Source organism: Pseudomonas sp. IT-P74, from assembly GCF_949768175.1.
Lineage (GTDB): Bacteria > Pseudomonadota > Gammaproteobacteria > Pseudomonadales > Pseudomonadaceae > Aquipseudomonas.
In genome coordinates, this window is the sequence record NZ_CATKQD010000093.1 from 309,861 (window position 1) to 331,928 (window position 22,068).

At 61.5% G+C, this 22,068-nt stretch carries 18 protein-coding genes; 6 read left to right on the forward strand and 12 right to left on the reverse strand.

All coding sequences use genetic code 11. The features are described from left to right. Positions 1 to 107: 107 nt before the first annotated feature. The 3 genes from ACM6J5_RS29150 to ACM6J5_RS29160 all read right to left on the reverse strand — a co-directional run bounded on the left by ACM6J5_RS29150 (position 108) and on the right by ACM6J5_RS29160 (position 2,673). On the reverse strand, positions 108 to 1,001 hold the full coding sequence (locus tag ACM6J5_RS29150) for an NAD-dependent epimerase/dehydratase family protein (RefSeq protein ID WP_414929812.1): 894 nt from the start codon (positions 999 to 1,001) through the stop codon (positions 108 to 110). Between the two features lie 103 nt (positions 1,002 to 1,104). Further along, complete coding sequence (locus ACM6J5_RS29155; protein WP_150672249.1) at positions 1,105 to 2,016, reverse strand: LysR family transcriptional regulator; 912 nt, start codon at positions 2,014 to 2,016, stop codon at positions 1,105 to 1,107. A gap of 66 nt (positions 2,017 to 2,082) precedes the next feature. Continuing rightward, complete coding sequence (locus ACM6J5_RS29160) at positions 2,083 to 2,673, reverse strand: NAD(P)H-dependent oxidoreductase (protein ID WP_102669005.1); 591 nt, start codon at positions 2,671 to 2,673, stop codon at positions 2,083 to 2,085. Positions 2,674 to 2,836: 163 nt separating this feature from the next. Here ACM6J5_RS29160 and ACM6J5_RS29165 point away from each other — a divergent pair, with 163 nt between their 5' ends. Beyond that, the gene (locus ACM6J5_RS29165; protein WP_095942477.1) at positions 2,837 to 3,151 is read left to right on the forward strand and encodes a putative quinol monooxygenase; all 315 of its coding nucleotides are present in this window, start codon (positions 2,837 to 2,839) and stop codon (positions 3,149 to 3,151) included. Here the strand turns inward: ACM6J5_RS29165 and ACM6J5_RS29170 are convergent. Further along, complete coding sequence (locus ACM6J5_RS29170) at positions 3,141 to 3,905, reverse strand: sulfite exporter TauE/SafE family protein (protein ID WP_150672252.1); 765 nt, start codon at positions 3,903 to 3,905, stop codon at positions 3,141 to 3,143. The genes ACM6J5_RS29165 and ACM6J5_RS29170 overlap by 11 nt on opposite strands. Before the next feature lie 217 nt (positions 3,906 to 4,122). Here ACM6J5_RS29170 and ACM6J5_RS29175 point away from each other — a divergent pair, with 217 nt between their 5' ends. From ACM6J5_RS29175 to ACM6J5_RS29190, 4 genes are all read left to right on the forward strand, one after another. Continuing rightward, a complete protein-coding gene (locus ACM6J5_RS29175) occupies positions 4,123 to 5,007 on the forward strand; it encodes a LysR family transcriptional regulator (RefSeq protein WP_414929813.1) in 885 nt (294 codons plus the stop codon). A 45-nt stretch (positions 5,008 to 5,052) separates the two neighbouring features. Continuing rightward, positions 5,053 to 5,622, forward strand: a complete 570-nt coding sequence (locus ACM6J5_RS29180) for an NAD(P)H-dependent oxidoreductase (protein ID WP_414929814.1) — start codon at positions 5,053 to 5,055, stop codon at positions 5,620 to 5,622. A 49-nt stretch (positions 5,623 to 5,671) separates the two neighbouring features. Beyond that, positions 5,672 to 6,043 (forward strand): MerR family transcriptional regulator, encoded by a 372-nt coding sequence (locus ACM6J5_RS29185; RefSeq protein WP_414929815.1) that lies wholly within the window; start codon positions 5,672 to 5,674, stop codon positions 6,041 to 6,043. Positions 6,044 to 6,149: 106 nt separating this feature from the next. Continuing rightward, positions 6,150 to 6,494 (forward strand): cupin domain-containing protein, encoded by a 345-nt coding sequence (locus tag ACM6J5_RS29190; RefSeq protein WP_007900627.1) that lies wholly within the window; start codon positions 6,150 to 6,152, stop codon positions 6,492 to 6,494. A 161-nt stretch (positions 6,495 to 6,655) separates the two neighbouring features. Here ACM6J5_RS29190 and mmsB read toward each other — a convergent pair whose 3' ends face one another. Both mmsB and ACM6J5_RS29200 read right to left on the reverse strand, forming a co-directional pair. Continuing rightward, complete coding sequence (gene mmsB / locus ACM6J5_RS29195) at positions 6,656 to 7,543, reverse strand: 3-hydroxyisobutyrate dehydrogenase (protein ID WP_057716518.1); 888 nt, start codon at positions 7,541 to 7,543, stop codon at positions 6,656 to 6,658. A 10-nt stretch (positions 7,544 to 7,553) separates the two neighbouring features. Beyond that, positions 7,554 to 9,080 (reverse strand): CoA-acylating methylmalonate-semialdehyde dehydrogenase, encoded by a 1,527-nt coding sequence (locus ACM6J5_RS29200; protein WP_414929816.1) that lies wholly within the window; start codon positions 9,078 to 9,080, stop codon positions 7,554 to 7,556. 163 nt (positions 9,081 to 9,243) lie between these two features. Here ACM6J5_RS29200 and ACM6J5_RS29205 point away from each other — a divergent pair, with 163 nt between their 5' ends. After that, positions 9,244 to 10,191, forward strand: a complete 948-nt coding sequence (locus ACM6J5_RS29205; protein WP_095942484.1) for a LysR family transcriptional regulator — start codon at positions 9,244 to 9,246, stop codon at positions 10,189 to 10,191. Here the strand turns inward: ACM6J5_RS29205 and ACM6J5_RS29210 are convergent. The 6 genes from ACM6J5_RS29210 to recC form a co-directional block, all read right to left on the reverse strand. Beyond that, positions 10,188 to 10,652 (reverse strand): OmpA family protein, encoded by a 465-nt coding sequence (locus tag ACM6J5_RS29210; protein ID WP_095942490.1) that lies wholly within the window; start codon positions 10,650 to 10,652, stop codon positions 10,188 to 10,190. The genes ACM6J5_RS29205 and ACM6J5_RS29210 overlap by 4 nt on opposite strands. Positions 10,653 to 10,696: 44 nt before the next feature. Next, positions 10,697 to 11,965 (reverse strand): diguanylate cyclase domain-containing protein, encoded by a 1,269-nt coding sequence (locus ACM6J5_RS29215; RefSeq protein ID WP_150672266.1) that lies wholly within the window; start codon positions 11,963 to 11,965, stop codon positions 10,697 to 10,699. Beyond that, positions 11,962 to 12,537 carry a YfiR family protein gene (locus ACM6J5_RS29220; RefSeq protein WP_414929817.1) on the reverse strand — a complete coding sequence of 192 codons (576 nt, stop codon included), beginning with the start codon at positions 12,535 to 12,537 and terminating at the stop codon, positions 11,962 to 11,964. The genes ACM6J5_RS29215 and ACM6J5_RS29220 overlap by 4 nt, the downstream gene beginning before the upstream one ends. 118 nt (positions 12,538 to 12,655) lie before the next feature. Further along, a complete protein-coding gene (gene recD / locus ACM6J5_RS29225; RefSeq protein WP_414929818.1) occupies positions 12,656 to 14,758 on the reverse strand; it encodes an exodeoxyribonuclease V subunit alpha in 2,103 nt (700 codons plus the stop codon). Further along, a complete protein-coding gene (gene recB / locus ACM6J5_RS29230; RefSeq protein WP_414929819.1) occupies positions 14,755 to 18,444 on the reverse strand; it encodes an exodeoxyribonuclease V subunit beta in 3,690 nt (1,229 codons plus the stop codon). The genes recD and recB overlap by 4 nt, the downstream gene beginning before the upstream one ends. Beyond that, on the reverse strand, positions 18,444 to 21,893 hold the full coding sequence (gene recC / locus ACM6J5_RS29235) for an exodeoxyribonuclease V subunit gamma (RefSeq protein WP_414929820.1): 3,450 nt from the start codon (positions 21,891 to 21,893) through the stop codon (positions 18,444 to 18,446). The genes recB and recC overlap by 1 nt, the downstream gene beginning before the upstream one ends. Positions 21,894 to 22,068: the final 175 nt, after the last annotated feature.

Consider the following 22,068-nt stretch of genomic DNA (forward strand, 5'->3'; position numbering starts at 1 on the left):
CGCGAGCAGGCTCACTCCTACATTTAACCGCGTTCCATCAGAAGGAATGCAATCAAATGTAGGAGTGAGCCTGCTCGCGATGAACGATGACGCGGTCTAAAGCGAACTCACACCATCTCGTCGCGAATCCACTCCACTACCGACGTGCGCTTCGGCACCCAGCCCAACAACTCCCGAGCATGCTTGCCACGCACCCGACTGTTGGAGCCCAAACCATAGTTGGCCATTTCATAGCCCCACTCGGCTTCGGCATCCTTGAGCGCCCAGTCCTGCGGCTCGCCCAGGTTCAGCGCCTGGGCCATGGCGGTGGTCATGTCGATGAACGACGCTTCACCGCTTTCGACGAAGTAGAAGGTGCCAGGCACGTTTTCAGTCAACGCCAGCAGGTACAGCGCCACCACGTCCTCGATGTGCACATTGGACCAGATGTTCTGGCCGGGGCCGACATGACGCACCACACCGCTTTTGCGTGCCTGTTTGAGCAGGCGCGGCAGTTGCACGCTGTCGCGATGGACGCCCAGGCTGTGGCCGTAGATCAGGGTGTTACAAATCACTGCCGAGTTCACCCCGTCCATGGCCGCCGCCAGGACCAGATTATCGATGGCCACGCGTGCAGCCTTGTCGACCGTCGGCTCCGGCAGGTTGTCTTCGACGTAGATGACATCACTGGATTTACCGCCCGAGGCATCGCCGACAATGCTCGAACCGCTGGTGTGCAGGAACACTTTGCCGGAACCGCGCAAGGCATCGAGCAAGGCTTGCACCGCTCCACGATGATCGCTGCTGGCGGCGTTGATCACAGCGTCCGCGGCAAGCGCCTGATCGGCCAGCAGGGCGCAGTCGTCGAGGGTGCCGATCACCGGGGTGATGCCCAGTGCGCGCAGTTCATCGGCTTGTTCGGCGCTGCGCACCAGACCGGTGACGTTGTGACCGGCCTGGACCAGGCCCGTGGCGATGGAACCGCCGATAAATCCGGCGGCGCCGGTAACGAATACATTCATGGAGAAACTCCCTGCGTGGATAAGTGATGCAAGGAGTATCCGGCAGCGATCCCGGAGGAAAAATCCCTGCCGGCCCAATTCACTTTTGCGCAGGAATCACGAATCAACCCTTGAAATCCGCGCTCGCATAATCCGCCAGCTTGCCCTGGATAAAGTCCAGGAAGCATTGAATCCGCAGGGCCAGTTGCGAGTTGCGGTAGTACACCGCGTTGATCGGCTGGCGATAGCCGCTGTTGAATTCGGCCAACAACACTTTCAAGCGTCCGGCACGAATGTCTTCGATAGTCATGAAATGCGACAGGCTGGCGATGCCCTGGCCGTCCAGTGCGAGATGGCGGATGGTTTCGCCGCTGGAGGCGCTGATCGACGCCTGGATCGGCCAGCGATCGCCATGCACATAACGCAGCGGCCACTGGTTGAGGCCTTCGTTCTGGGTGAACCCCAGCAGCGTATGGTGGACCAGGTCAGCCACGGCTTGCGGTGCGCCGTGCTTTTCCAGGTAGGCCGGACTGGCGACGATGTGCAGCGGGCTGCAACCCAGGGAGCGGGCATGCAGCGTCGAGTCGGTCAGGGTGCCGATGCGAATGGCGATGTCGGTGCTTTGCTCCAGCAGGTCGATGATCAAATCGTTGCTGTTGAGTTCGAGCTGAATGTCCGGGTAAAGCCTGCGGAATTCATCGATGTAGGGCACGATGGCATGCAGCATGAAAGGTGATGCCGCGTTGATCCGCAGCCGCCCGGACGGTGTTTGCTGGCGTGAGGACAGGCGTTCTTCGAGCTCGTCCATCTGATCGAGAATCCGCTTGGCGTGCTCGAAGAAGTACTTGCCCTCTTCGGTCAGGTCCATGCGCCGCGTGGTGCGATTGATCAACGTGGTGTCGAGCTTGGCCTCCAGCCGCGACAGCGTACGGCTGACCGCCGAAGGCGTTTGCCCGACCTGCTCGGCCGCCGCGGAAATCGACCCGCATTCAATCACACAGACGAAAACCTGCAATTCATCGGATCTGGCTTTCACGTGTGTCCTCGTTTGCGAATCGGCGCTGCGATCTTCCTGGCCGTTGCATCGGATAGTAGCCGAGCGTTAAGCCTTGAGGCCAAACACCTCAGCCAAATGCTGCTCATAACGCGCCACGTCGCCTTCGATGTTCGGGCGCTTCATCACGTCCACGCACAGGAACGTCGGCAAGCCGGTCATGCCCAGGAACTCGTTGGCCTTGTGGAACGGAAAGTACACCGCGTCCACACCTTTGGCTTCGAAGAAATCGGTCGGGTCGTCGAAGGCTTGCTGCGGGGCGTTCCAGGTCAGCGACAGCATGTACTGCTTGCCGTGAATCAGACCGCCGCTGCCGTACTTCTGCGACGCGTCCGAACGGGTGCGACCGTCGCTGGCATAGAGGCTGCCATGGCCTTCGGTGAAGACTTCGTCGATGTACTTTTTCACGGTCCACGGCGCGCCCATCCACCAGCCGGGCATCTGGTAGATGATCACGTCGGCCCAGAGGAACTTGGCCACTTCTTCGGCGACGTCGTAGCCCTCGTCGATGAAGGTGGTTTTCACATCCATACCGCCGCGATCCAGCACGCTCAATGCGGCTTCATGCAGGGTGGCGTTGTAGCGGCCGTCGGAGTGCGCAAATTTTTTGCCGCCATTGAGCAACAGGACTTTTTTCATGAGAGATCTCGGGAAGGGTCGGGAATTCAATGGCGGCAGAGTACCGATCGACCTCGCGCGGAGTAAGCGTCGATTTGGCAAAATTCATTTGACCTACAAGCACGAATCGACAGGCGATTGTTGCCTTAGACTGGCGCCAATTCTGACTTGAGGAGAGATGTAGATGAGTGAAATCCAGGGCTTCATCCTGCACGCCAAGACCCGTCCGGAAAAATCCGACGCCTTCGAAGCGTTTTTCAGCGGCTACGTGCAAGCGAGCCGAGCCGAACCCGGTTGCATCGAATACCACATGTTGCGCGACAAACAGGACCCGACCCTGTTCATCTTCTACGAGATCTGGCAATCCCGGGCCCACCTCGACGTGCACTCGAACCTGCCGCACATGAAGCAGTTTCTCGAACAGCGTGATGAATACCTGGAACGAGACTTCGAGATCCGCGCCATCGAGATGATCAGCCCGTCGTCCGCTAGCCGCTGATCAGCAAATGGCCGCCGAGCACACCCAGGCCAACGAAAAACACGCGCTTGAACCACAGGGCGCTGATCCGCTGGCGCAGCGATTGCCCCAGCCACATGCCGAGCATGGCCGGGATCAGCGCCAGCAGCGATGCGCTCAACTCGCCCCCGCCGAGCGCGCCGCGCCATAGCAATCCACCGGCCAGGGCCAGGGTCGAGACGGTGAACGACAGGCCCAGCGCCTGCACCAGTTCATCCTTGCTAAAGCCCAGCGCTTGCAGATAGGGCACCGCTGGAATCACGAACACGCCGGTGGCCGACGTGATGACGCCGGTCAGCACGCCACACAGTGGACCGAGCCAGCGTTCGCTGCACCGTCCCACGCGCACAGTCGGCAGGAACAAACCGCTCAGTGCATACAGCAACAATGCCGCCCCCAACCCCCGCACCACCCAATGGCCACCGCTCATGCCGATCCACAGCGTGCCCGCCCCGGTGCCGATGAAAATCGCCAGCAGCATCGGCCACAGCCGTTTGACCAGCCCCGACAGATGCCCGCCGAACGCCAGTTGCCAGACGTTGGTGAGTGTCGCCGGAATGATCAACAGCGCCGCAGCCTGCGTCGGTGCCATAGCCAGACCGAGCAGGCCCATGGCAACGGTCGGCAGGCCGAGGCCGATCACGCCCTTGATCATGCCGGCCAGCACAAAGGTGCCGATAACCAACAACGAAAGGGCCAACCCGAGATTCTGATAAAACGCAGAGAGTGTATTCATGGGGCCATGGTGGGCCCCCGAGGGCTGATTGAAAATCTGCCATATACTGAGGCTGCCTCTCCCAATACAAGAGGCTGAGAAATGGATTGAGGCTACTGGCCTCTTCGCGAGCAGGCTCGCTCCTACAGGGGATTTGTGAACAACGCATACCCACTGTAGGAGCGAGCCTGCTCGCGATGGCGTCCATCCAGACAGTAAACATCCAGAGGTTGCCGCAATGCACTTCGACCTGACCGACCTGCGCCTGTACCTGAACATCCTCGACACCGGCAACATCACCGCCGGCGCCGCACGCAGTCATTTGTCCCTCGCGGCAGCCAGCGCACGCATCCGTGCCATGGAGTCGTCGCTGGGCGTCGAGTTTCTTCAGCGCAATCGTCGCGGGGTCAGCCCGACGCCGGCCGGCAATGCCCTGGCCCGACACGCCCGGGTCCTGCTGCAACAGGCCGAACGCCTGCAACAGGAACTGGCCGAATACGCCCAGGGCGTCAAAGGTCAGGTGCGGCTGCTGTGCAACACCACGGCGATCACCGAGTACCTGCCGGAGCTGCTCGCGGACTTCCTGCACAGCCACCCCAACCTCGACATCGACCTGCAGGAACTGCCCAGCACCCGCATCACCCACGCCTTGCGCCAGGGCGCGGCGGACCTGGGCATCGTTTCCGACGCGGTGGACACCGATGACTTGCAGACCCAAGCGTTCCGCGATGACCCGCTGGTGCTGATCATGCCTCGGGAACATCCCTTGGCGCAGGCGACCTCAGTGAGCTTCACCGACACGCTGCATCACGACTACGTCGGCCTGAATGCCAACAGCGCCTTGGCGGTGTACCTGGAAGAGCAGGCACTGCACGCCGGCCTGCGCATGCAGATTCGCATCCGCGCCGATAGCTTCGATGGCGTGATGCGCATGGTCGCCCGAGGAGCGGGGCTGGCAATCGTACCGTTGGCCGCGGTCGAACGCGGGTCAGGCGGACTGTCCTTCAAAAGCCTCGCCCTGCAAGAACCCTGGGGCCAACGCAGACTGTTGCTTTGTGCCCGGGACTTCGCCGCATTGCCCGGCTATGCCAAGGCTCTGCTGCACGCCTTGACTCTCCCCTGAGGGGCAGACTTTATCCTTGAGGTTTGAGCCTCAAGGACAGCGACGATGGGCAAACGAATACTGGTGATCCTCGGGCATCCGTCCAGCAACAGCTTCTGCGCCGCCCTCGCCGAGCGTTATACACAGTCGGCATTGCGCGCCGGGCATGAAGTGCGTCAGCTGTTTCTGGGCGCCATGGATTTTGATCCGGTGCTGCGTGAAGGTTATCGGCAGGTCCAGCCGCTGGAGGCCGATTTGCGTAACGCCCAGACCGACATCCTGTGGGCCGAACAACTGACGCTGGTCTATCCGATCTGGTGGGGTGGCGTACCGGCCTTGCTCAAGGGCTTTTTCGACCGGGTGTTCTTGCCGGGTTTTGCCTTCAAGTATCGCCAGGGCAAAGCCTTCCCCGACAAACTCCTGCGCGGCCGAACCGCCCACCTGCTGGTGACCATGGACACACCGCCCTGGTACTACCGATGGATCTACCGCATGCCCGGTTTGCATCAGGTCCGCAAAACCACCCTGGAATTCTGTGGCATCAAGCCAACCCTCACCTTCGGGCCAACTCTCGGCGCCAGCGCAGACCGGCAGGCGGCCTGGTTACGCCAAGCCGAAGCTATCGCCAGCGCTTGAGTCGGTCGATAATGCGCCGAGCTTTATCCTCGGAGAAAAGGACCTTCCCATGTACATCGGCCAAGCCGCGCAACGTTCCGGTACCACGGTCAAAAGCATCCGGCACTACGAGTCGATTGGCCTGCTGCCCGCCGCTCGCCGCCAGGGCAAGTACCGCATCTATGACCAGCACAGCGTCGACCTGCTGACGTTCATCAAATGTGCCCAGCAGTTGGGGTTCAGGCTCAAGGAACTGCAGTCGGTCTTCGCCGGACATCAGGGCCCGCAGTTGCCTTGGGAACAGGCACATCAAGTCATCGCCAGCAAAAAACAGGAAATCGCCGAGCGGATTGCGGCGCTGTCGCAACAGCACTCGCAATTGGTCGAATTCGAGAACAGCCTCGAACACTCCAGGCGCGACTGCCCCCTGAACAGTCTTTGAGGGCCGTGCGTTTCTGGACAGCTCAGTGTCGAGCACAGACAACTGATGATTGGACAAGCGCTATAGGGTGCGACCTCAGTTCTTGAGCCCACTGCCCGGAGTCATCATGACCGCACCGATTACCGTTCTTCGCGACACCCACCCGCTGCCCGTGCTCGACGCCTGCAAATGGGAAAAACTCGAAGGCGACCCGCACACCGTCAACCTCAATGCCTACACCAGTGAAGACGGCAGCAAGATCATGGGCACCTGGATCTGCACGCCGGGCAAGTGGTACGTGGAATACGTGAAGTGGGAGTACTGCCACTTCCAGGAAGGCTACTGCATCATCACCCCGGAAGGCATGGCGCCGATCCACCTGCGCGCCGGCGACATTTTCGTCATCGAGCCGGGGATGAAAGGCACCTGGGAAGTGGTGGAAACCGTGCGCAAATATTTCGTGTTTGCCTGATACAAAAAAACCGGGGGATCACCCGACGTGATCTCCCGGTAAATAGTTCTCTGCCACACGCAGAACCCTGTGGGAGCGAGCCTGCTCGCGATGGCGATGTATCAGGCAACATTGATGTTGTCTGACCCACCGCTATCGCGAGCAGGCTCGCTCCCACAGTTTTATTGCGGCTTGCGATAGCCGTTGATGATCGCCGAGAAGTCCTGCCCCCCCTCCCCACGCAAACTCATCGCCTGATACAACTGCTGGGCCACCGCGCCGAGTACCACCGGCTGGTGCGCCTGACGTGCCGCTTCGGTCGCCAGCCCCAGATCCTTGAGCATCAGTTCGGCCCCGAAGCCGCCGGTATAACCGCGCGACGCTGGCGCCGTTTCGACGATGCCCGGCCATGGGTTGTACATCTCCGAGCTCCAGCAACGCCCGGTTGAACTGTTGATGATGCCCGCCAGCACCTTGGTGTCGATGCCCAGGGCATCGCCCAGCGCCATGGCTTCGCTGACGCCGACCATGGAAATTCCCAACAACAGGTTGTTGCAGATTTTAGCGATTTGCCCGGTGCCGACCTCACCACAATGGACGATGTTACGACCCATTTGCGCCAGTACCGGTTGCAGAGTGGCGAACAGCTCGGGGGTGGCGCCGACCATGAAGGTCAGCGTCCCGGCGGCTGCACCACCGGTGCCGCCAGAGACCGGCGCATCGGCCATGGCCACGCCCTGTTTGGCGGCGGCGGCGGCTACGTCCCGCGCGGTCTGCGGATCGATGGTGCTGCAATCCACGGCCGGCACACCTTTGCCGATGCCGGCGAGCACGCCGTCTTCACCCAGCCACACACTGCGTACATGCACTGCGGCAGGCAGCATGGTGATCACCAGTTCGGCACCCTCTGCCGCTTCACGGGCCGATGCGCTGATGCTGCCGCCCAGTTGCTCCAGCTCCGCCAGCACGGCTTTGTTCAGGTCCACCAGGCGCAATGCATGGCCGGCCTTGATCAGGTTGCGCGCCATCGGCGCGCCCATGTTGCCCAGACCGATAAAAGCGATTTTCATGTCCGGCTCCTTAACGCAGGTTGATGGTGGTGTTCACACCGTCGTTGACGCTGTTGTCATCGAACCAGCGGCTGGTGACGGTCTTGGTCTGAGTGTAGAACTGCACCACTTGCTTGCCGTACGGGCCGAGGTCGCCGAGCTTGGAACCGCGCGAACCGGTGAAGCTGAAGAACGGGACCGGCACCGGAATCGGGATGTTGATGCCGACCTGGCCGACGTCGATTTCGTTCTGGAATTTACGCGCCGCCGCGCCGCTCTGGGTGAACAGGCCCGTGCCGTTGCCGAACGGGTTGGCGTTGACCAGGGCAATGGCCTCGTCGAGCGTGTTGACTTCCAGCACCACCAGCACCGGACCGAAGATTTCCTGGGTGTAGATCTGCATGTCGGTGGTCACGCCGGAGAACAGGGTCGGGCCGACAAAGTTGCCCTTCTCGTAACCCGGAACCGTGATCTCGCGACCGTCCAGCTCCAGTTTCGCGCCTTCCTTGATGCCGCTCTCGATCAGATCGAGAATCCGTGCCTTGGCCTTTTTCGAGATCACCGGGCCGACGTCGGTGCCCGGCTCGCTGCCGGCATTGACCTTGAGCTTCTGCGCCAGCGCCTTGAGATCCGGCAGCCACTGCTTGGCCGCGCCCACCAGCACCACCACAGAGGTGGCCATGCAGCGTTGACCGGCAGCGCCGAAACCGGCACCCACCAGCGCATTCAGCGCTTGTTCGCGATTGGCGTCCGGCAGCACCACGGCGTGGTTCTTCGCACCCATCATCGATTGCACGCGCTTGCCGTGTTTACCGGCCAGGTCGTAGACATGAGTACCGACGGCGGTTGAACCGACGAAGGAAACCGCCTTGATGTCCTTGTGGGTGCAAAGCCCGTCCACCACGTCCTTGCCGCCATGCACGACGTTGAGCACACCGGCCGGAATGCCCGCCTCAATCGCCAGTTCCACCAGCAGCATGGTCGACATCGGGTCCTGTTCGGACGGCTTGAGCACGAAGGTGTTGCCGCAGGCGATGGCCATCGGGAACATCCACAGCGGAATCATCGCCGGGAAGTTGAACGGGGTAATGCCGGCGCACACGCCGATGGGCTGACGCAGGGTATAGGTGTCGACGCCACCGGCGACGTTTTCAGCGAACTCGCCCATTTGCAGGCTGCCAATGGAGCAGGCGTGCTCGACCACTTCCAGGCCACGGAAAATGTCGCCTTCAGCGTCGGCAATGGTCTTGCCCTGCTCGGCGCTGAGGACTGCGGCGATGCGCTTGGAGTGTTCGCGAATCAGCGCCTGCAGCTTGAGCATGATGCGCATGCGGGCGCCGATCGGGGTCAGCTTCCAGGTCTGGAAAGCACGATGAGCAGCGCTGATGGCAGCGTCGACTTCTTCAGAAGTGGCAAACGGCACTTTGGCCAGTACTTGCTGGGTCGCCGGGTTGATGATGTCGTGCCATTCGGTGGTCTTGGATTCGACCCACTCGCCGTCGATCAACAGTTTGACCTTTTGTACGGTGGTGTCGTTGGACGTGAGCGATACGTTCATGTGGGTCTCCGGATCTTTGCTTTTTTTATTGAGAGCTATCTTGGGAGCCGGGGCGAGATAGTCGCCCTGAGATGAGCCATGTGTCACGAATTGGTTGTCGGACTGTTTTTGGAGTATAGATGTGCAAACATCTGATAAGAACGCACATAAAAACCGGTCCAACATGCAAAAAAACATCACCTCCCTCGGTTCGCTGAACTGGGATGACCTCAAGTTTTTCCTTGAAGTTGCCCGCACCCGCAAGGCAAGCACCGCGGCCAAGCGCCTGGCGGTCGACTACACCACGGTGTCGCGACGCATCAGTTCCCTGGAAACGGCGTTAGGCACATTGCTGTTCGAAAAGTCCCGGACCAACGGCTTTGTCCTGACCGCCGAAGGCCAGCGGTTGATGGGGTATGCCGAGTCGATCGAAAGTACCTTGCACATGGCGTGCGAGCAGGTTTCCGGGTCTGGCGTGGCACTGTCCGGGCATGTGCGCATGGGCTGCACCGAAGGCTTCGGCAGCTTTTTCATCACGCCACAGCTGAGCCACTTCGTCGACACCTACCCGGCGATCTCGGTGGATATCCTGCCGCTGCCGCACTTCATCAGCCTGTCCAAGCGCGAGGCCGACATCGTCATCGCCCTGGAGCGCCCGGAGCATGGCCCGTACGTCTGCTGCAAACTGTGCGACTACCGATTGCAGCTGTACGCGACCCAGGATTATCTGGACAACCACCCGCCGATCCGCAAACCAGCCGATTTGGCCAAACATTCGTTTATCAGTTACGTCGACGACCTGGCGTTCAGCTCGGAGCTGTTGTACCTGGCCAACGTACTGCCCGGCGCCAGCGCCAACCTGCGCAGCACCAGCGTGATCGCGCAGTTCGTGGCGGCGCAGCAAGGACGCTCACTGGCGATCCTGCCGTGCTTCCTAGCCACTCAAGACCCGCGCCTGCTGCCGGTGTTGCCGCAGGAAATCAACATCACCCGACAGTTCTGGATGTACTGCCGGGAGGATCTGCGCAAGCTCAAGCGGATCACCCTGTTGTGGGATTACATCCGCCAGGTCACCGAGCAGAATCAGGGGCTGTTGATGGGGGAAAGTCGGGAGATGTTGTTTGCCGATTAGTCGGAGCTGACCACAATCGCCACCCGGCGATTTTCGGTGCGGCCACTGGATGTGCTGTTGCTGGCCACCGGCACGCTGCTGCCCAGGCCACGCAGCTGGATGTTTTCCTGTTTCATGCCGACGGTGTTGAGCACTTTGGCCACGCTTTTCGCCCGGCGCACGGACAGTTGCTCGTTGTAGGCCTCTTTGCCCGATGCGTCGGTGTGGCCATCGACCCGCACTCGATCGATTCCTACACCGAGCAGCGCCTTGCCGATGCGCTCGACGATTTCGGTGCTCTGTTTGTTCAGGCTGTCATCGTCGCTGCCGAACAACACCTTGCCGGACAACCCGAAGGCCCAGCCATCGTCGGTCAGCTCGAAACCCTGCTGTTTCAGCACGGCAATCTGCGCCGGGGTCAGGCCTTTTGGCGGGGCGGTCTGGCAACCGGTCAGGCTCAGCAAGGCCACGAACAGTGTCATGGTGAAAAAACGCAGGGAACGCGGGTTGAAAGTGAACACGTAAATCAGCTCCTGTTTTGAACATCGGCGGCAGGGTGCTCCGACCCTGCCGTGTACTGTGCGCCTCGGGACAGGCGCTTGGCCTGGTACATCGCACCATCGGCGGCGTTGAGCAGGGCACCCGGCGTTGCGCCATGATCCGGGTACACCGCGACGCCGATGCTGAGGGAGGTCAGTACCTGGGTACTGCCCGGCAATGGAATCGGTATGTCCATGCTGGCCAGAATCTTGTCGGCAATCCGTTCGGCGTCTTCGGTCTTGTGCAGCGGCGTCAGCAGCACGGCAAATTCATCGCCACCCAAGCGCGCCACCAGGTCGCCTTCGCGCAGTTGCGCCCGAACCCGATTGGCCACGGCCACCAGCACCGCATCACCCGCCGCATGGCCGAAACTGTCGTTGATCTCCTTGAAGCGATCGCTGTCGAGAAACAGCACCGCCACTCGCTCGCCGAGTTTGTTGGCGCTGCGCAGGGCGCGCATCAGGCGACCTTCGAAAAACGCCCGATTGGGCAACCCGGTGAGGCTGTCGTGGCTGGCCTGGTGAGCCAGGGATTCGTTTTCGCTTTGCAGGTGCGAGTGCCAGGCTTCGAGTTCATCGAGCAGGGCATTGAAGTCGTTGCCGAAGTCATCGAGCTCGGTAATGTCGGCAGGCGGTACGCGTTTGTCGAAGGCCCGATCACTGCGCGCGGCGTGGGCGACGGTGGCCAGGTTGCGCAGGGGCTTGATGATCCCGCGAAGTTGTCGGCGCGCCAAGAAGAGCGCAACCCAGGCACTGATGGCCGTGCACACCAGGATGCCCACCAGACCGCTGAGCAAAAAGCGCATCAGGTTGGCGCCGTGACCGGTGAGCCTGATGCTGCCGACTTCCCGCCCTTGGTGGGTGATCGGCATGCTCATGGGTTCTTCCAGAAACGCTTTGGCGATGTGCAATTCGAGATCGGACACCCAACCGGTTTCCGGTCGTTGCCAGCGGGCCAGCAACTGGCCCTGCTGGTCAAACACCTGGGCGTCGGCCACCTCTTCGTTGGCGGCAATCAACGCCAGCGCTTCGGTGGTGGCGGGTTTGTCGTTGAACACCACCGCGGCTTCCACGGTGTAGCTGATCGAGCGCGCGATCAGGTGCAGGTTGTGATCGGCGTACACGCGCAAGGCCAGCACGCCGAGCAACGTCAGTGAAACACTGGCCATGGCAACGCCCACCAGCGCAACGAGCAAATTGCCGCGACCGATGACCGAATGCAAAGTCGGGCGGCTTCCCGGTGTCAGTAGCTTCATGGCGCCGCCGGCTTGCGACGGGAGAGTTGCAACACGCTCGGATGAATGCGTACGCCGCTGCGGGCGACAGAGTCGAGATTGACCTCGAACGACACCTGCTCGTCGCTGACCCGCAAGCAAAACAGGCTGCCGACGGTGCATTGCTCATCGCTCTCGCTGATGCTCAACACCGGATGCCCGATCAGTGCGGCAAACAATCGGCTGCGTTCTACGCCAGTCAGCTTGCCGATATAAACCGCATCGCAGTCACTGACAATCGATGGGTTGTCGGCCAACAAACGTTGTACCGTGACAGGTCGACCCGTTGCCTGGGTCGTGCCCTTGACCAGGTCGTCGGTGTATTCGGTGGGGCCAACCAGGCACAAGCGCAGCAGCAAAGGCTCGACGGGCCAGCGGGCATAGCTGAGGATTCCAAGAACCACCTGGGTAACTGCTTTGGCGCGTTGGTCCGCCATGCCCACCGGGGCTTGCGATTGAGCGAAAGCGACGCTGGCCAGCAGACAGAGAAGGATGGCCAGCAGCGCTTTTCTACAGCCAACGACGCGCTCTGTCGTCCTGACAGCCACCTTCATGCAGGGATACTCTTGGATCGTAGCGAAATGATGCCGCAACGATAGCACAGCAACGAAATGCCAGCGAGGCCACGTACTACGTAGCCTCGGGCAATTTCCTACAACTGTTACTGACCTTTCAGCCTGCCGGCTCGCTGCCGTCCTTTAGCTCCAGCATCAGCCCGCTCAAGCGTTTGACCCGGCGTTTCACCGCCTCTTCAAACACGCCCGCACGAGACTCGATCAAGGTGAACCAGTCCTTGGCCCGGGTAATGCCGGTGTAGATCAGTTCCTTGGTGAGTACCGGATTCAAGGCATCGGGAAGAATCAACGCGGTATGCGCGAATTCCGAGCCCTGGGATTTATGCACGGTCATGGCGTACACGGTTTCGACATCATTCAGGCGACTGGGCAGGACAAATCGCACGCCACCCTGGCCATCATTGCGTGGGAATGCCACGCGCAAAACCTGTTTTCCGTGGCCTTCCTGTTCCGGGAGCTTGAGGGCAATGCCGATATCGCCGTTCATCAAACCCAGCCCGTAATCGTTGCGGGTCATCAGCACAGGGCGACCTTCGTACCACTGCTGGTCGCTGTCGATCAGGCGCGCCCTGAGCAACGCCTCCGTCACCCGCTGGTTCAAGCCCTCGACACCCCACGGCCCCTTGCGCACGGCACATAACAACTGGAACGCGTCGAAGGCCTGCAACACTTGTCGAGCCCAATCAATCCAGCGCGAATCTTCCAGCGGGCTGTCCAGTGGCGGCCGCTGATTGCGCAGCACGCTCAGGTAATGTCGATAACCCTGCGGCCCCTCACCATGGCCATCTAGAAGCAAGCGCTCCAGGGCCCGATCCTGCTCCCCCTTGAGGGCCAGGCAATACACATCGTCATGGCTTCGCGCCGACAACAACTTGCGGGCTTCTTCGGGTTGCTGCTGGTTGACCCAGCGAGCCAGTTGGCCAATGCCGCTGCCTTCACCGAATCGCCGGGAATGACGCAACATCACGACCTGTTGAGCCAATGGATGAGTGCCCTGGGCGTCCTCCTGCAACCCGCTGGCCTGCAGGCTTTCGCCACTGACGGTTTCCAGCCACTGGCGGGTCTGCGGGCTGTACCAGCCAGCCTCCGCATCGCGACACAGGTCCCCCAAAACCGCACCTGCTTCTACCGACGCCAATTGGTCCTTGTCCCCCAACAGCACGAGGCGCGCATGGGCCGGCAAGGCATCGAGCAGGTTGGCCATCATTTCCAGGTCGATCATCGAGGCCTCGTCCACCACCAACACATCCAGCGGCAAGCGATTGCCGGCGTGGTGGCGGAAATGACGAGTCCCGGGCCGGCTGCCGAGCAGGCGGTGAACGGTGGTGACGTCGGAGGGGATCTTTTCCCGAACGCCCTCTGTGACCTTCAAGGTCTGGACTTGCTGGCTGATGGATTCTGTCAGACGCGCCGCGGCCTTGCCGGTCGGTGCGGCGAGGCGAATGCGCAGGGGCATGCCGGCATCGACCGCTGGCGCCTGGAGCAATGCCAGCAAGCGCACGACGGTGGTGGTCTTGCCGGTTCCCGGTCCCCCCGTGACGATGCTGAAGGCGCTGCGCGTCGCCAGGGCGCAGGCCAGCTTCTGCCAGTCGATCACTTCACCCGGCCGGGCAGGGCCAAACAACCCGGTGAGGCGCTGGAGCAAGTCATTCGGCGTGGATTCGTGTTCCGTCAGGCGCTCGCGTAGCGAGAGGTCGATCCGCCGCTCGTACGCCCAATAGCGACGCAGGTACAAGCGTTTGCCCGATAGAACCAAAGGCCGGTCGCGCACGTTGTCACGACTGTCAGCGGCCAGTGCGACCAGATTGCTGGCGGCCAGCACCTTGCACCAATGAGCGCCGTCCAGCGATCCCAGCAGCTGCGAGGGCAACAGCATCGCGCCGCCCTGCACGTCACCTTCGGGTGGCAGCGACAGGGCGAAGTCCGGTTCTTTCAGCGTCTCGAACAGGTCGAGGCAGACATGCCCATGGCCCAACTGGTGGCTGGTCAGCGCAGCCGCCAGCAACACCAGTGGATCGTCTTCCGGTGCCAGTTCATGCAGAAACGCCACAAAAGCTTTGTCCAGCGCGCGCAACCAGCCACGCTCGACCCAACGCGAGAGCAACAACAGCAAGTCGTCGGCACGACTCAGTGGTGCCAGATCGGCCAGGCTTTCGGCGGCCAGCGATGTGGGCAGCAAATCGGCGAATGTGCGACTCATAACAGTACTCCCTGTTCCCAGGCGGGCTCGGCCTTGGGCTCTGGCTTGCCCTGGAACAGCCTGTCCAGACGCTCGATCAGTTCTCTTGGCGGCCGGGCGAAAAACACACCCTGGCTGGCCGCACGCGTGCCGCGCAAAAACAGGTACAACGCACCGCCGACATGCCGGTCGTAGTCGTAATCGGCGAGCCGTGCCTTGAGCTGGCGATGCAGGGCCAACAGGTACAACACGTATTGCAGGTCGTAACGGTTGTCGAGAATCGATTGTTCCATGGCCTGCGCGGTGTAGGCCGCATCATCGACGCCGAGCCAGTTGGATTTGTAGTCAGCCACGTAATAGCGGCCGTCATGTTCGAACGTCAGGTCGATGAAACCCTTGAACATGCCGTTGAGCAACACCGGTTCGGCGGCGACCCGTGCCACGCCGTTGTGAGTGTATTGGCACACCAGCGCATCGAGCTTGAGCACATCGACCTTATGGCTGGCGAACCAGAACTCCATCTCGACCTGATACTGCGTCAACTGGCCGAATACCACCGGTGCCTGACCGCTGCCCAGTTGCAGCGGCGACTTGAGCAGATGCTGCAACCAGTCACTCAAGGTGCTGATCCAACCCTCCCAGCCTCGACGGTTGCAGCGACGGGCAATGGCGTCGATCACCTCTTGTGGTGCCGCAGCAAAACCCTCGTCCCCCGCCCATTCGAGCAAGCCATGGAGGAAGGTGCCGGGGTTCGGGCCGCGCGGAAAGCGATGGATATCGCCGCCACCGGCCACCACTTCCCTAGGGGCCTGCGGGTCGAGGCGTTCGTCGTCGAACAGTTTTTGCGCCTGCGGGCTCTCCGGCGCCTCATCCGTGCCGACACTCAGGGTGTCGCCAATGCGCAGCGCGCTGTAGGAAGCGATCCACCAGTTTTCACTGGCCTTGCGTTTCGGAACCAGCGGAACCAACAGCGTCGCGTCGTTTTGCGGTGGCTGGTAATGCACTGTTGTCGCTTCAGGCATCTCGGCACAGGCCAGCGCCGGGCAGTCCTGTTGCAGGTCCCGCAACCAAAGCTGCAACGCCGGGGAGTCGGCCAATGGCGCACCGCCGCCCAGCAGATAACCCAATGCCGACAGATGCAGCACCGAGCCATTGTTGTTGCCGCGCTTGAGGTCGGCCACTCCCAGCCAGCAGGCGTGTTGCGCCCGGGTCAGGGCGACATAGAGCAAGCGCAGATCCTCGGCCAGACGCTCATCGTCAGCCAGGGCAATCAACTCTGCCGTCGGCTTCAAGGTGACCTGGGCATTGCCGGATTCATCGTGGTAGTGCAGCGGCAGGCGGCTGCCATCCACCGGTTTCGCCGAGCATATGAACGGCAGGAACACCAAGGGATATTCAAGGCCCTTGGACTTGTGAATGGTCACGACCTTGACCAATTGCTCATCACTTTCCAGACGCAGGATCTGCTCTTCGCCAGCCTGCCCGGACAACGCCAGATGCTCCGACAAATGCCGGATCAGGGCTTGTTCGCCATCAAGTTCGGCGGCGGCTTGTTGCAGCAGTTCGAAAAGGTGCAGAAGGTTGGTCAAGACGCGCTCGCCGTCACTGCGGGCGATCAACGCCTGGGGCAAACGGAAGTCGTGCAGCAGGCGGCGCAGCATCGGCAGTACGCCCTGTTTGCGCCAGACTTCGCGATAGCCACGGAACTGCATGACCCGGGATTCCCAGGCCAACTCGTCCTGATTCAGACGCTCAAGTTCCGTCAATGACAGGTTCAACGTGATGCTGGCCAACGCGGCCCGCAACGGACGCTCGACATCCGGCTCGGCGCAGGCCTTGAGCCAGGTCAGTACGTCATGCGCCTCCTGGGCGGCGAACACCGAGTCCTTGTCCGACAGGTAAACACTGCGCACGCCACGGGCGGCCAATTGCGCACGAACCGCTTGCGCCTCCTTGCCGTCGCGTACCAGGATGGCGATGTCCGCCGGCAGCAGGCCTCTGAAGGCTTTGCCGTCCTGGGTGAACCCCGCTTGCCCCTGCTGCCCGCCATTGAGCAATGCCGTGATTTCACTGGCGCAGGCAGCCGCCAGATGTTGCCGGTACACCGCACCGGACAACGCTTGTTCGGCCGGCAAGTGCCAGATGTTCAAGGCCGGGATTGCCTGGTCATTGATGCGCAAGACTTCTTTGCGACCCTGGGAGGCCACTGGCGTGAACGGCACCGGATTGTCGCCATTCTTCTGCCGAAAGAGGAAAGCGCCGCGCCCTGACTCCCGGGCTTCGGCGCGCTCGAACATATGGTTCACTGCGTTGACCATGCCGTGGCTCGAGCGGAAGTTGGTGCCCAGGGTGTGCAAGCGGCCGGTGGTGGCCTGGCGGGCGCGCAGGTAGGTATGGATGTCGGCACCGCGAAAAGCATAGATCGCCTGCTTCGGGTCGCCGATCAGGAACAGACCGCACTCGGGGCCGTTCTCTTCAATGCGGTAGATGCTCTCGAAGATCCGGTATTGCACCGGGTCGGTGTCCTGGAACTCATCGATCAGGGCGACCGGAAACTGTTCACGAATCAGAGTTGCCAATCGTTCGCCGCCATCGGACTGCAAGGCCGCATCAAGGCGCAGCAACATGTCGTCGAAACCCATTTCCGCGCGGCGGCGTTTCTCTTCCTCGAATCGCGCCCCGACCCAACGGGCCGCATGTTGCAGTACGGCGGCATCAGGCGTTGGCAACCCATCGAGACAGGCCTTGAGGCCGGCCATCGCATCGAGCCCCGGATGTCGAGGCGCCTCACCTTTCCAGGCTTCAGCCATGCCATCCGGGGTCAGGCGAGTGAAGCCGGTGCCGATATCCAGTTGCTCAAGGGATTCGTCCTCGGCCCAGGCTTTGATCTTTTCAAACCAGGGCTCGAAATAGCGTGCCTGCATCTTGCGACCGTCGACAGCCTTGTCGGCAACGCCCTGGTGACAGATCGCGAGCAACTCGTCCGCCCACTGCAGCCAGGGTTTCTTCATTTCGATCAGGGCAACCCTTCGTTCTTGCAGGCATTGCGCAATCACTTCGGCGGGATCTTTCCCTTCATGCGCATCCCGCTCGCTGGCGAACAGCGCACGAATCCGCGGCAGCAGCGCCGCCGGCCCGCCCCAATTGCTGCGCACCCAATTCAAGGCGTCACCTTGCATCGGGTAACAGAACAGCCGCCAGTAATCGCGCAGAACCTCCCCCAGCAAGTCGCTGTGGTCGGTTTCCAGGGTCTGGGTAAACAGGCTGCCGCTGTCGAACGCGTGCTCGCGCAACATGCGCTGGCACCAACTGTGGATGGTCGACACCGCCGCCTCGTCCATCCACTGGGCGGCGATGTCCAGGCGGTTTGCGCAGCCGGGCCATTGCTCGGGCAAGTACTGACCACGCAACTCGGCAATCAGGCTGTCGGGGGCCGGGGTTTCATCGCGGAAATAGCGTGCGGCCTCGGCGAGCCGTGTGCGGATGCGTTCGCGCAGCTCTTTGGTCGCGGCGTCGGTGAACGTCACGACGAGGATCTGCGGCGGCAACAGCTCACGTCCGAAGCCACTGTCCTCCCCGCCGTTGCCAAGCACCAGACGCAGGTACAACGCGGAAATGGTGAACGTCTTGCCGGTCCCGGCGCTGGCTTCGATCAGTTGACTGCCGCGCAGCGGGAATGCCAGGGCCAGAGGTGTCTTCGTGCTCATCAGCGCGACTCCTCGCTGGACAGTGAACGCCAGGGTGCTTCGAGAAGCGGGCGATAGAGTGCGTCACACCATTGGGGGAACGTCTCATCGGCGATCAAGGCATCGTAATCGGCGAATTGGCGCGCCAATGCCGGGCTTTCGCGACGCTCTCCGTCCGTCGTCTGCCCATCCCCTTCATAGGCCTTGCGCGCAGCGGCTTCGGCTTTGACCGGGTCGGTTTGCCCCAGCCACGCGAAGGCTGTCTTGACCGCGATCGGCAGAGGCTGGCGCATCCCCGACTGCCAGGCCATCAACAGGTCAGCGAGAATTTTCCGCGCCGTGGACTGCTCCAGCGGACCGAGCAACAGGCTGTCGTCGCTGGCCACCAATGCGGTGGTCAGCGCCATGCCACTGGCACAAGCCATCAGATGATTGACCCACGGGCGTGTCAGACGATGCCATTTGCGCGACTTGATCGAGCCGATACTGTTGGGGATCGTTGTGACAGACAACAAACCACCATCAGCACGCTGATGCAGGCCGCTGAGCCAGCCCTCGATGTGCAGGCCCTGCAACTCGATACTGATGGGCAACGCGCTGCTGAGCGGTGTTGGCCACAACGCCAGGAGCTGTTGGTGGCGTTGCAGCAAGTCAGGCAATGGCTCGATCAACTCCCGTTGCAGGCACTCACCGAATCCGGCCATGGGCAGCAGCCCGCTGTTCTGCAACCGTTTCGCCTGATCTTCCAGTGCCTGTCCGGTATTTGCCGGAGCCGCCAACGCCGCTTCGAGCAAACGGTCGCTGAGGCTGTAACGCTGCAACGCATCCAGGACAAAGGGCTCTTCATCGGCCAACGGCACTTCAGCCGCCTCGAAGAAGACCTTCAGTCGCTGGCTGAAAAAGTGCCGTACCGGATTGCGCAGGAAATCCTGCACCTGACCGAGACTCAGTGGTTCGTCCTGAACGTGGGGCGCGAGCACTTCGGTGCTTGGCTGCTGCTCTGCCGCCTGATGAAGCACCTGCCATTCGCTGGCGTAGCTGAACGATTCATCCCCGTCGTGAAAGTAGCGAGCGCTGAAGGGTTGCAACGGATGTTCCCGGGTCATGGCTTCCAGCAGATCCTCGTCGCCTTGCAGCAATCGCCAACCACTGGCCAGGTGATCACGCAACTGGCCAATCAGCACCGAGGCAGGCCGCTCGCTGTTATCGCGGATGCTGCGGCCCACCCAACTGATGTAGAGCTGGTCCCTTGCCGACAGCAAGGCTTCCAGTAGCAGGTAGCGATCGTCTTCGCGCCGGGAGCGGTCACCCGGACGGTAATCACTGCCCATCAGGTCGAAATCCAGCGGCGGCTGCGCGCGCGGATAATCGCCGTCATTCATGCCCAACAGGCACACCAGTTTGAACGGGATGGCGCGCATGGGCATCAAGGTGCAGAAGTTGACCGCTCCGGCCAGAAAACGCTGGGAGAGACGGCCCTGATCCAGACCTGCAAGCCAGGCTTCACGGACGACGGTCAGCGGCAACTCGTCCTGCAACCCGACGGATTCGCAGGTCTCGAGCCAGGTCTCACGCAGCTCTTCGAGCTGGGCCAGCAAGTAGTCATCGTGTTCGTTACCGGCAAGGAAGAACAACTGCACCAACGCCTGCAAGCGCAAGCCCCATTGCCCCGGCGATGCAGGCTGAGAGAGTTCGTGATGAGCCACTTCCAGCGCGTCGAGCAAGGCAACCAGCGGACCGATGAGCGCAGCGTCCAGACCACCGATCTCGTCGTAGGGTTCGATGCCCTCATAAGCATCGGCGCTGCCAACGGCATAACCGAGCAACATCCGTCGCAAGCCGAAACGCCAGCTGTTTTGCTCCAGCTCTTTGGGCAGCCCGAGCCCGGCACGTTGCTCGGCATTCATGCCCCAGCGAATGCCGGCACCTTCGATCCAGCGGTGCAGCGTCGGCAGGTCACGCTCCTCGACAGCAAAACGGGCGCGCAGTGCGGGGACGTCCAGCAGATCGAGAATCTCACTGACGGGGAATCGGCTGTCAGGCAGCTTGAGCAGGTGCTCGACCGCAATCAGCAATGGATCACGACCACGCTGGCCCTGGTCAGCCAGGGTAAACGGAATGAAGCGCGGGTCCTGGCGGTCAAGCTGGCCAAAAACGGCACGAATATGCGGTGCGTAGCTATCGATGTCCGGGACCATCACGATGATGTCCCTGGGTCGCAGTGTCGGATCGGCACTGAAGCGCGCGAGCAGTTGATCGTGGAGGATCTCGACTTCTCGCTGGGCGCTATGGGCGATGTGAAAACGGATCGATTCGTCCTTGTGCAGATCGATAGCCGGCCAACGCTCCCGAGTCTCGTTGAGGGGCCGCAGTTCGAGGATGTCGTCCTGCAACTGGTTGAGCACGTTCAGCGGCTGACCGTCACTGAACAGGTCGATGCGCCCGTCGCGGAATGCCGAACGATAGCTGCTGGGATCGTCATAACTGTCGAGCAGGTTGATGTAGTCCCGCCCCTGCTTGCCCCAGGCAGCCAGCAGCGGGTGGGCATGCTGGTGCAGGGTTTGCGGATCGATCACTACCGGCGTGCCGCTCTTGCGGGCCTGACGCTTGTATTGATGCCGCAACAGGTCTTTATCGGCGACGATGTCCGCCCAATGGTGACGACACGGGTTGTGTACACACAGCAGGACCTGGCTGAACCGTGCCAGTCCCGCCAGTGCTTCCAGGGCTTGGGCAGGCAGGGAAGAAATCCCGAAAACGATCACTCGCGAGGGTAATCCCTTGGGAGCTGTTTCGAGGTTATTGATGCGCTCGACAAATCGCTGATGGACGCCGGCACGACTTTGCGCCATGCCTTCTTCTCCCACATCCAGCAAGAGTGCGCGCCATAACTCTGCCTGCCAGCAATTGGCCGGGGTCAGGGGTTTGGCTTCGCCCCTGGCGGTTCTGGTTTGATGGCGACCTTGCGCCCAGTCTTCGAGCCAGTCAGCTCGATACACCTGATATTGGTCGAACAGATCCGCCAGACGCTCAGCCAGTTGATAGCGTTTGCGCAGATCGGTGTCATGGGTCAGGAAACGTTGCAGAGGCTCGAAGTACGGCTGATTGATCAGTTGCGGCAGCAGGCGCATCAGGCGCCAGGTCAGCGGGGCTTTATCGAGCAGGGACTTGACCGGAATTTCGTCGCGGCCAAGGACCATGCGATAGAGCTGCCACATGAAGCTGCCGGGCAACTGCACATCGATGGCGGCAGCGATGCCGCAGCCTCCCATGTCGTCTTCTTCAGAATCTTCCGCCAGTGCAAGCTTCAGCCATTGGGCAATGCCATTGCTTTGCACCAAGGCGATTTCATTCTCCAGGGGAGCGAGCGGGTAGCGCCGCATCCAGCTGACCACCAGGCTGCGCAATTCGTCCAGGCGGTTGCCGTGAACCACCATAAAACCAGCACTGAGAGGTGTTGCGTCCGGCATAGTGGCGTCCCTGGAAATGCAAAATCGAAGGACGACTTTAACATTTGTAGGAGCGAGCTCGCTCGCGAAGAACGCCAGGACACCGCGTGGCCCCAGGCAGTTAGCGTCATCATTGACGACCTTCGCGAGCAGGCTCGCTCCTACAGGGCACAGTGTTCGAGGTGTAAATAGGCCA

Excerpts from the sequence above, each read along its gene's own strand:
- ACM6J5_RS29150 (WP_414929812.1), bottom strand. The coding sequence starts at position 1,001 with ATGAATGTATTCGTTACCGGCGCCGCCGGATTTATCGGCGGTTCCATC.
- ACM6J5_RS29160 (WP_102669005.1), bottom strand. The coding sequence starts at position 2,673 with ATGAAAAAAGTCCTGTTGCTCAATGGCGGCAAAAAATTTGCGCACTCC.
- ACM6J5_RS29165 (WP_095942477.1), top strand. The coding sequence starts at position 2,837 with ATGAGTGAAATCCAGGGCTTCATCCTGCACGCCAAGACCCGTCCGGAA.
- ACM6J5_RS29170 (WP_150672252.1), bottom strand. The coding sequence starts at position 3,905 with ATGAATACACTCTCTGCGTTTTATCAGAATCTCGGGTTGGCCCTTTCG.
- ACM6J5_RS29175 (WP_414929813.1), top strand. The coding sequence starts at position 4,123 with ATGCACTTCGACCTGACCGACCTGCGCCTGTACCTGAACATCCTCGAC.
- ACM6J5_RS29180 (WP_414929814.1), top strand. The coding sequence starts at position 5,053 with ATGGGCAAACGAATACTGGTGATCCTCGGGCATCCGTCCAGCAACAGC.
- ACM6J5_RS29185 (WP_414929815.1), top strand. The coding sequence starts at position 5,672 with ATGTACATCGGCCAAGCCGCGCAACGTTCCGGTACCACGGTCAAAAGC.
- ACM6J5_RS29190 (WP_007900627.1), top strand. The coding sequence starts at position 6,150 with ATGACCGCACCGATTACCGTTCTTCGCGACACCCACCCGCTGCCCGTG.
- mmsB (WP_057716518.1), bottom strand. The coding sequence starts at position 7,543 with ATGAAAATCGCTTTTATCGGTCTGGGCAACATGGGCGCGCCGATGGCG.
- ACM6J5_RS29200 (WP_414929816.1), bottom strand. The coding sequence starts at position 9,080 with ATGAACGTATCGCTCACGTCCAACGACACCACCGTACAAAAGGTCAAA.
- ACM6J5_RS29205 (WP_095942484.1), top strand. The coding sequence starts at position 9,244 with ATGCAAAAAAACATCACCTCCCTCGGTTCGCTGAACTGGGATGACCTC.
- ACM6J5_RS29210 (WP_095942490.1), bottom strand. The coding sequence starts at position 10,652 with ATGACACTGTTCGTGGCCTTGCTGAGCCTGACCGGTTGCCAGACCGCC.
- ACM6J5_RS29215 (WP_150672266.1), bottom strand. The coding sequence starts at position 11,965 with ATGAAGCTACTGACACCGGGAAGCCGCCCGACTTTGCATTCGGTCATC.
- ACM6J5_RS29220 (WP_414929817.1), bottom strand. The coding sequence starts at position 12,537 with ATGAAGGTGGCTGTCAGGACGACAGAGCGCGTCGTTGGCTGTAGAAAA.
- recD (WP_414929818.1), bottom strand. The coding sequence starts at position 14,758 with ATGAGTCGCACATTCGCCGATTTGCTGCCCACATCGCTGGCCGCCGAA.
- recB (WP_414929819.1), bottom strand. The coding sequence starts at position 18,444 with ATGAGCACGAAGACACCTCTGGCCCTGGCATTCCCGCTGCGCGGCAGT.
- recC (WP_414929820.1), bottom strand. The coding sequence starts at position 21,893 with ATGCCGGACGCAACACCTCTCAGTGCTGGTTTTATGGTGGTTCACGGC.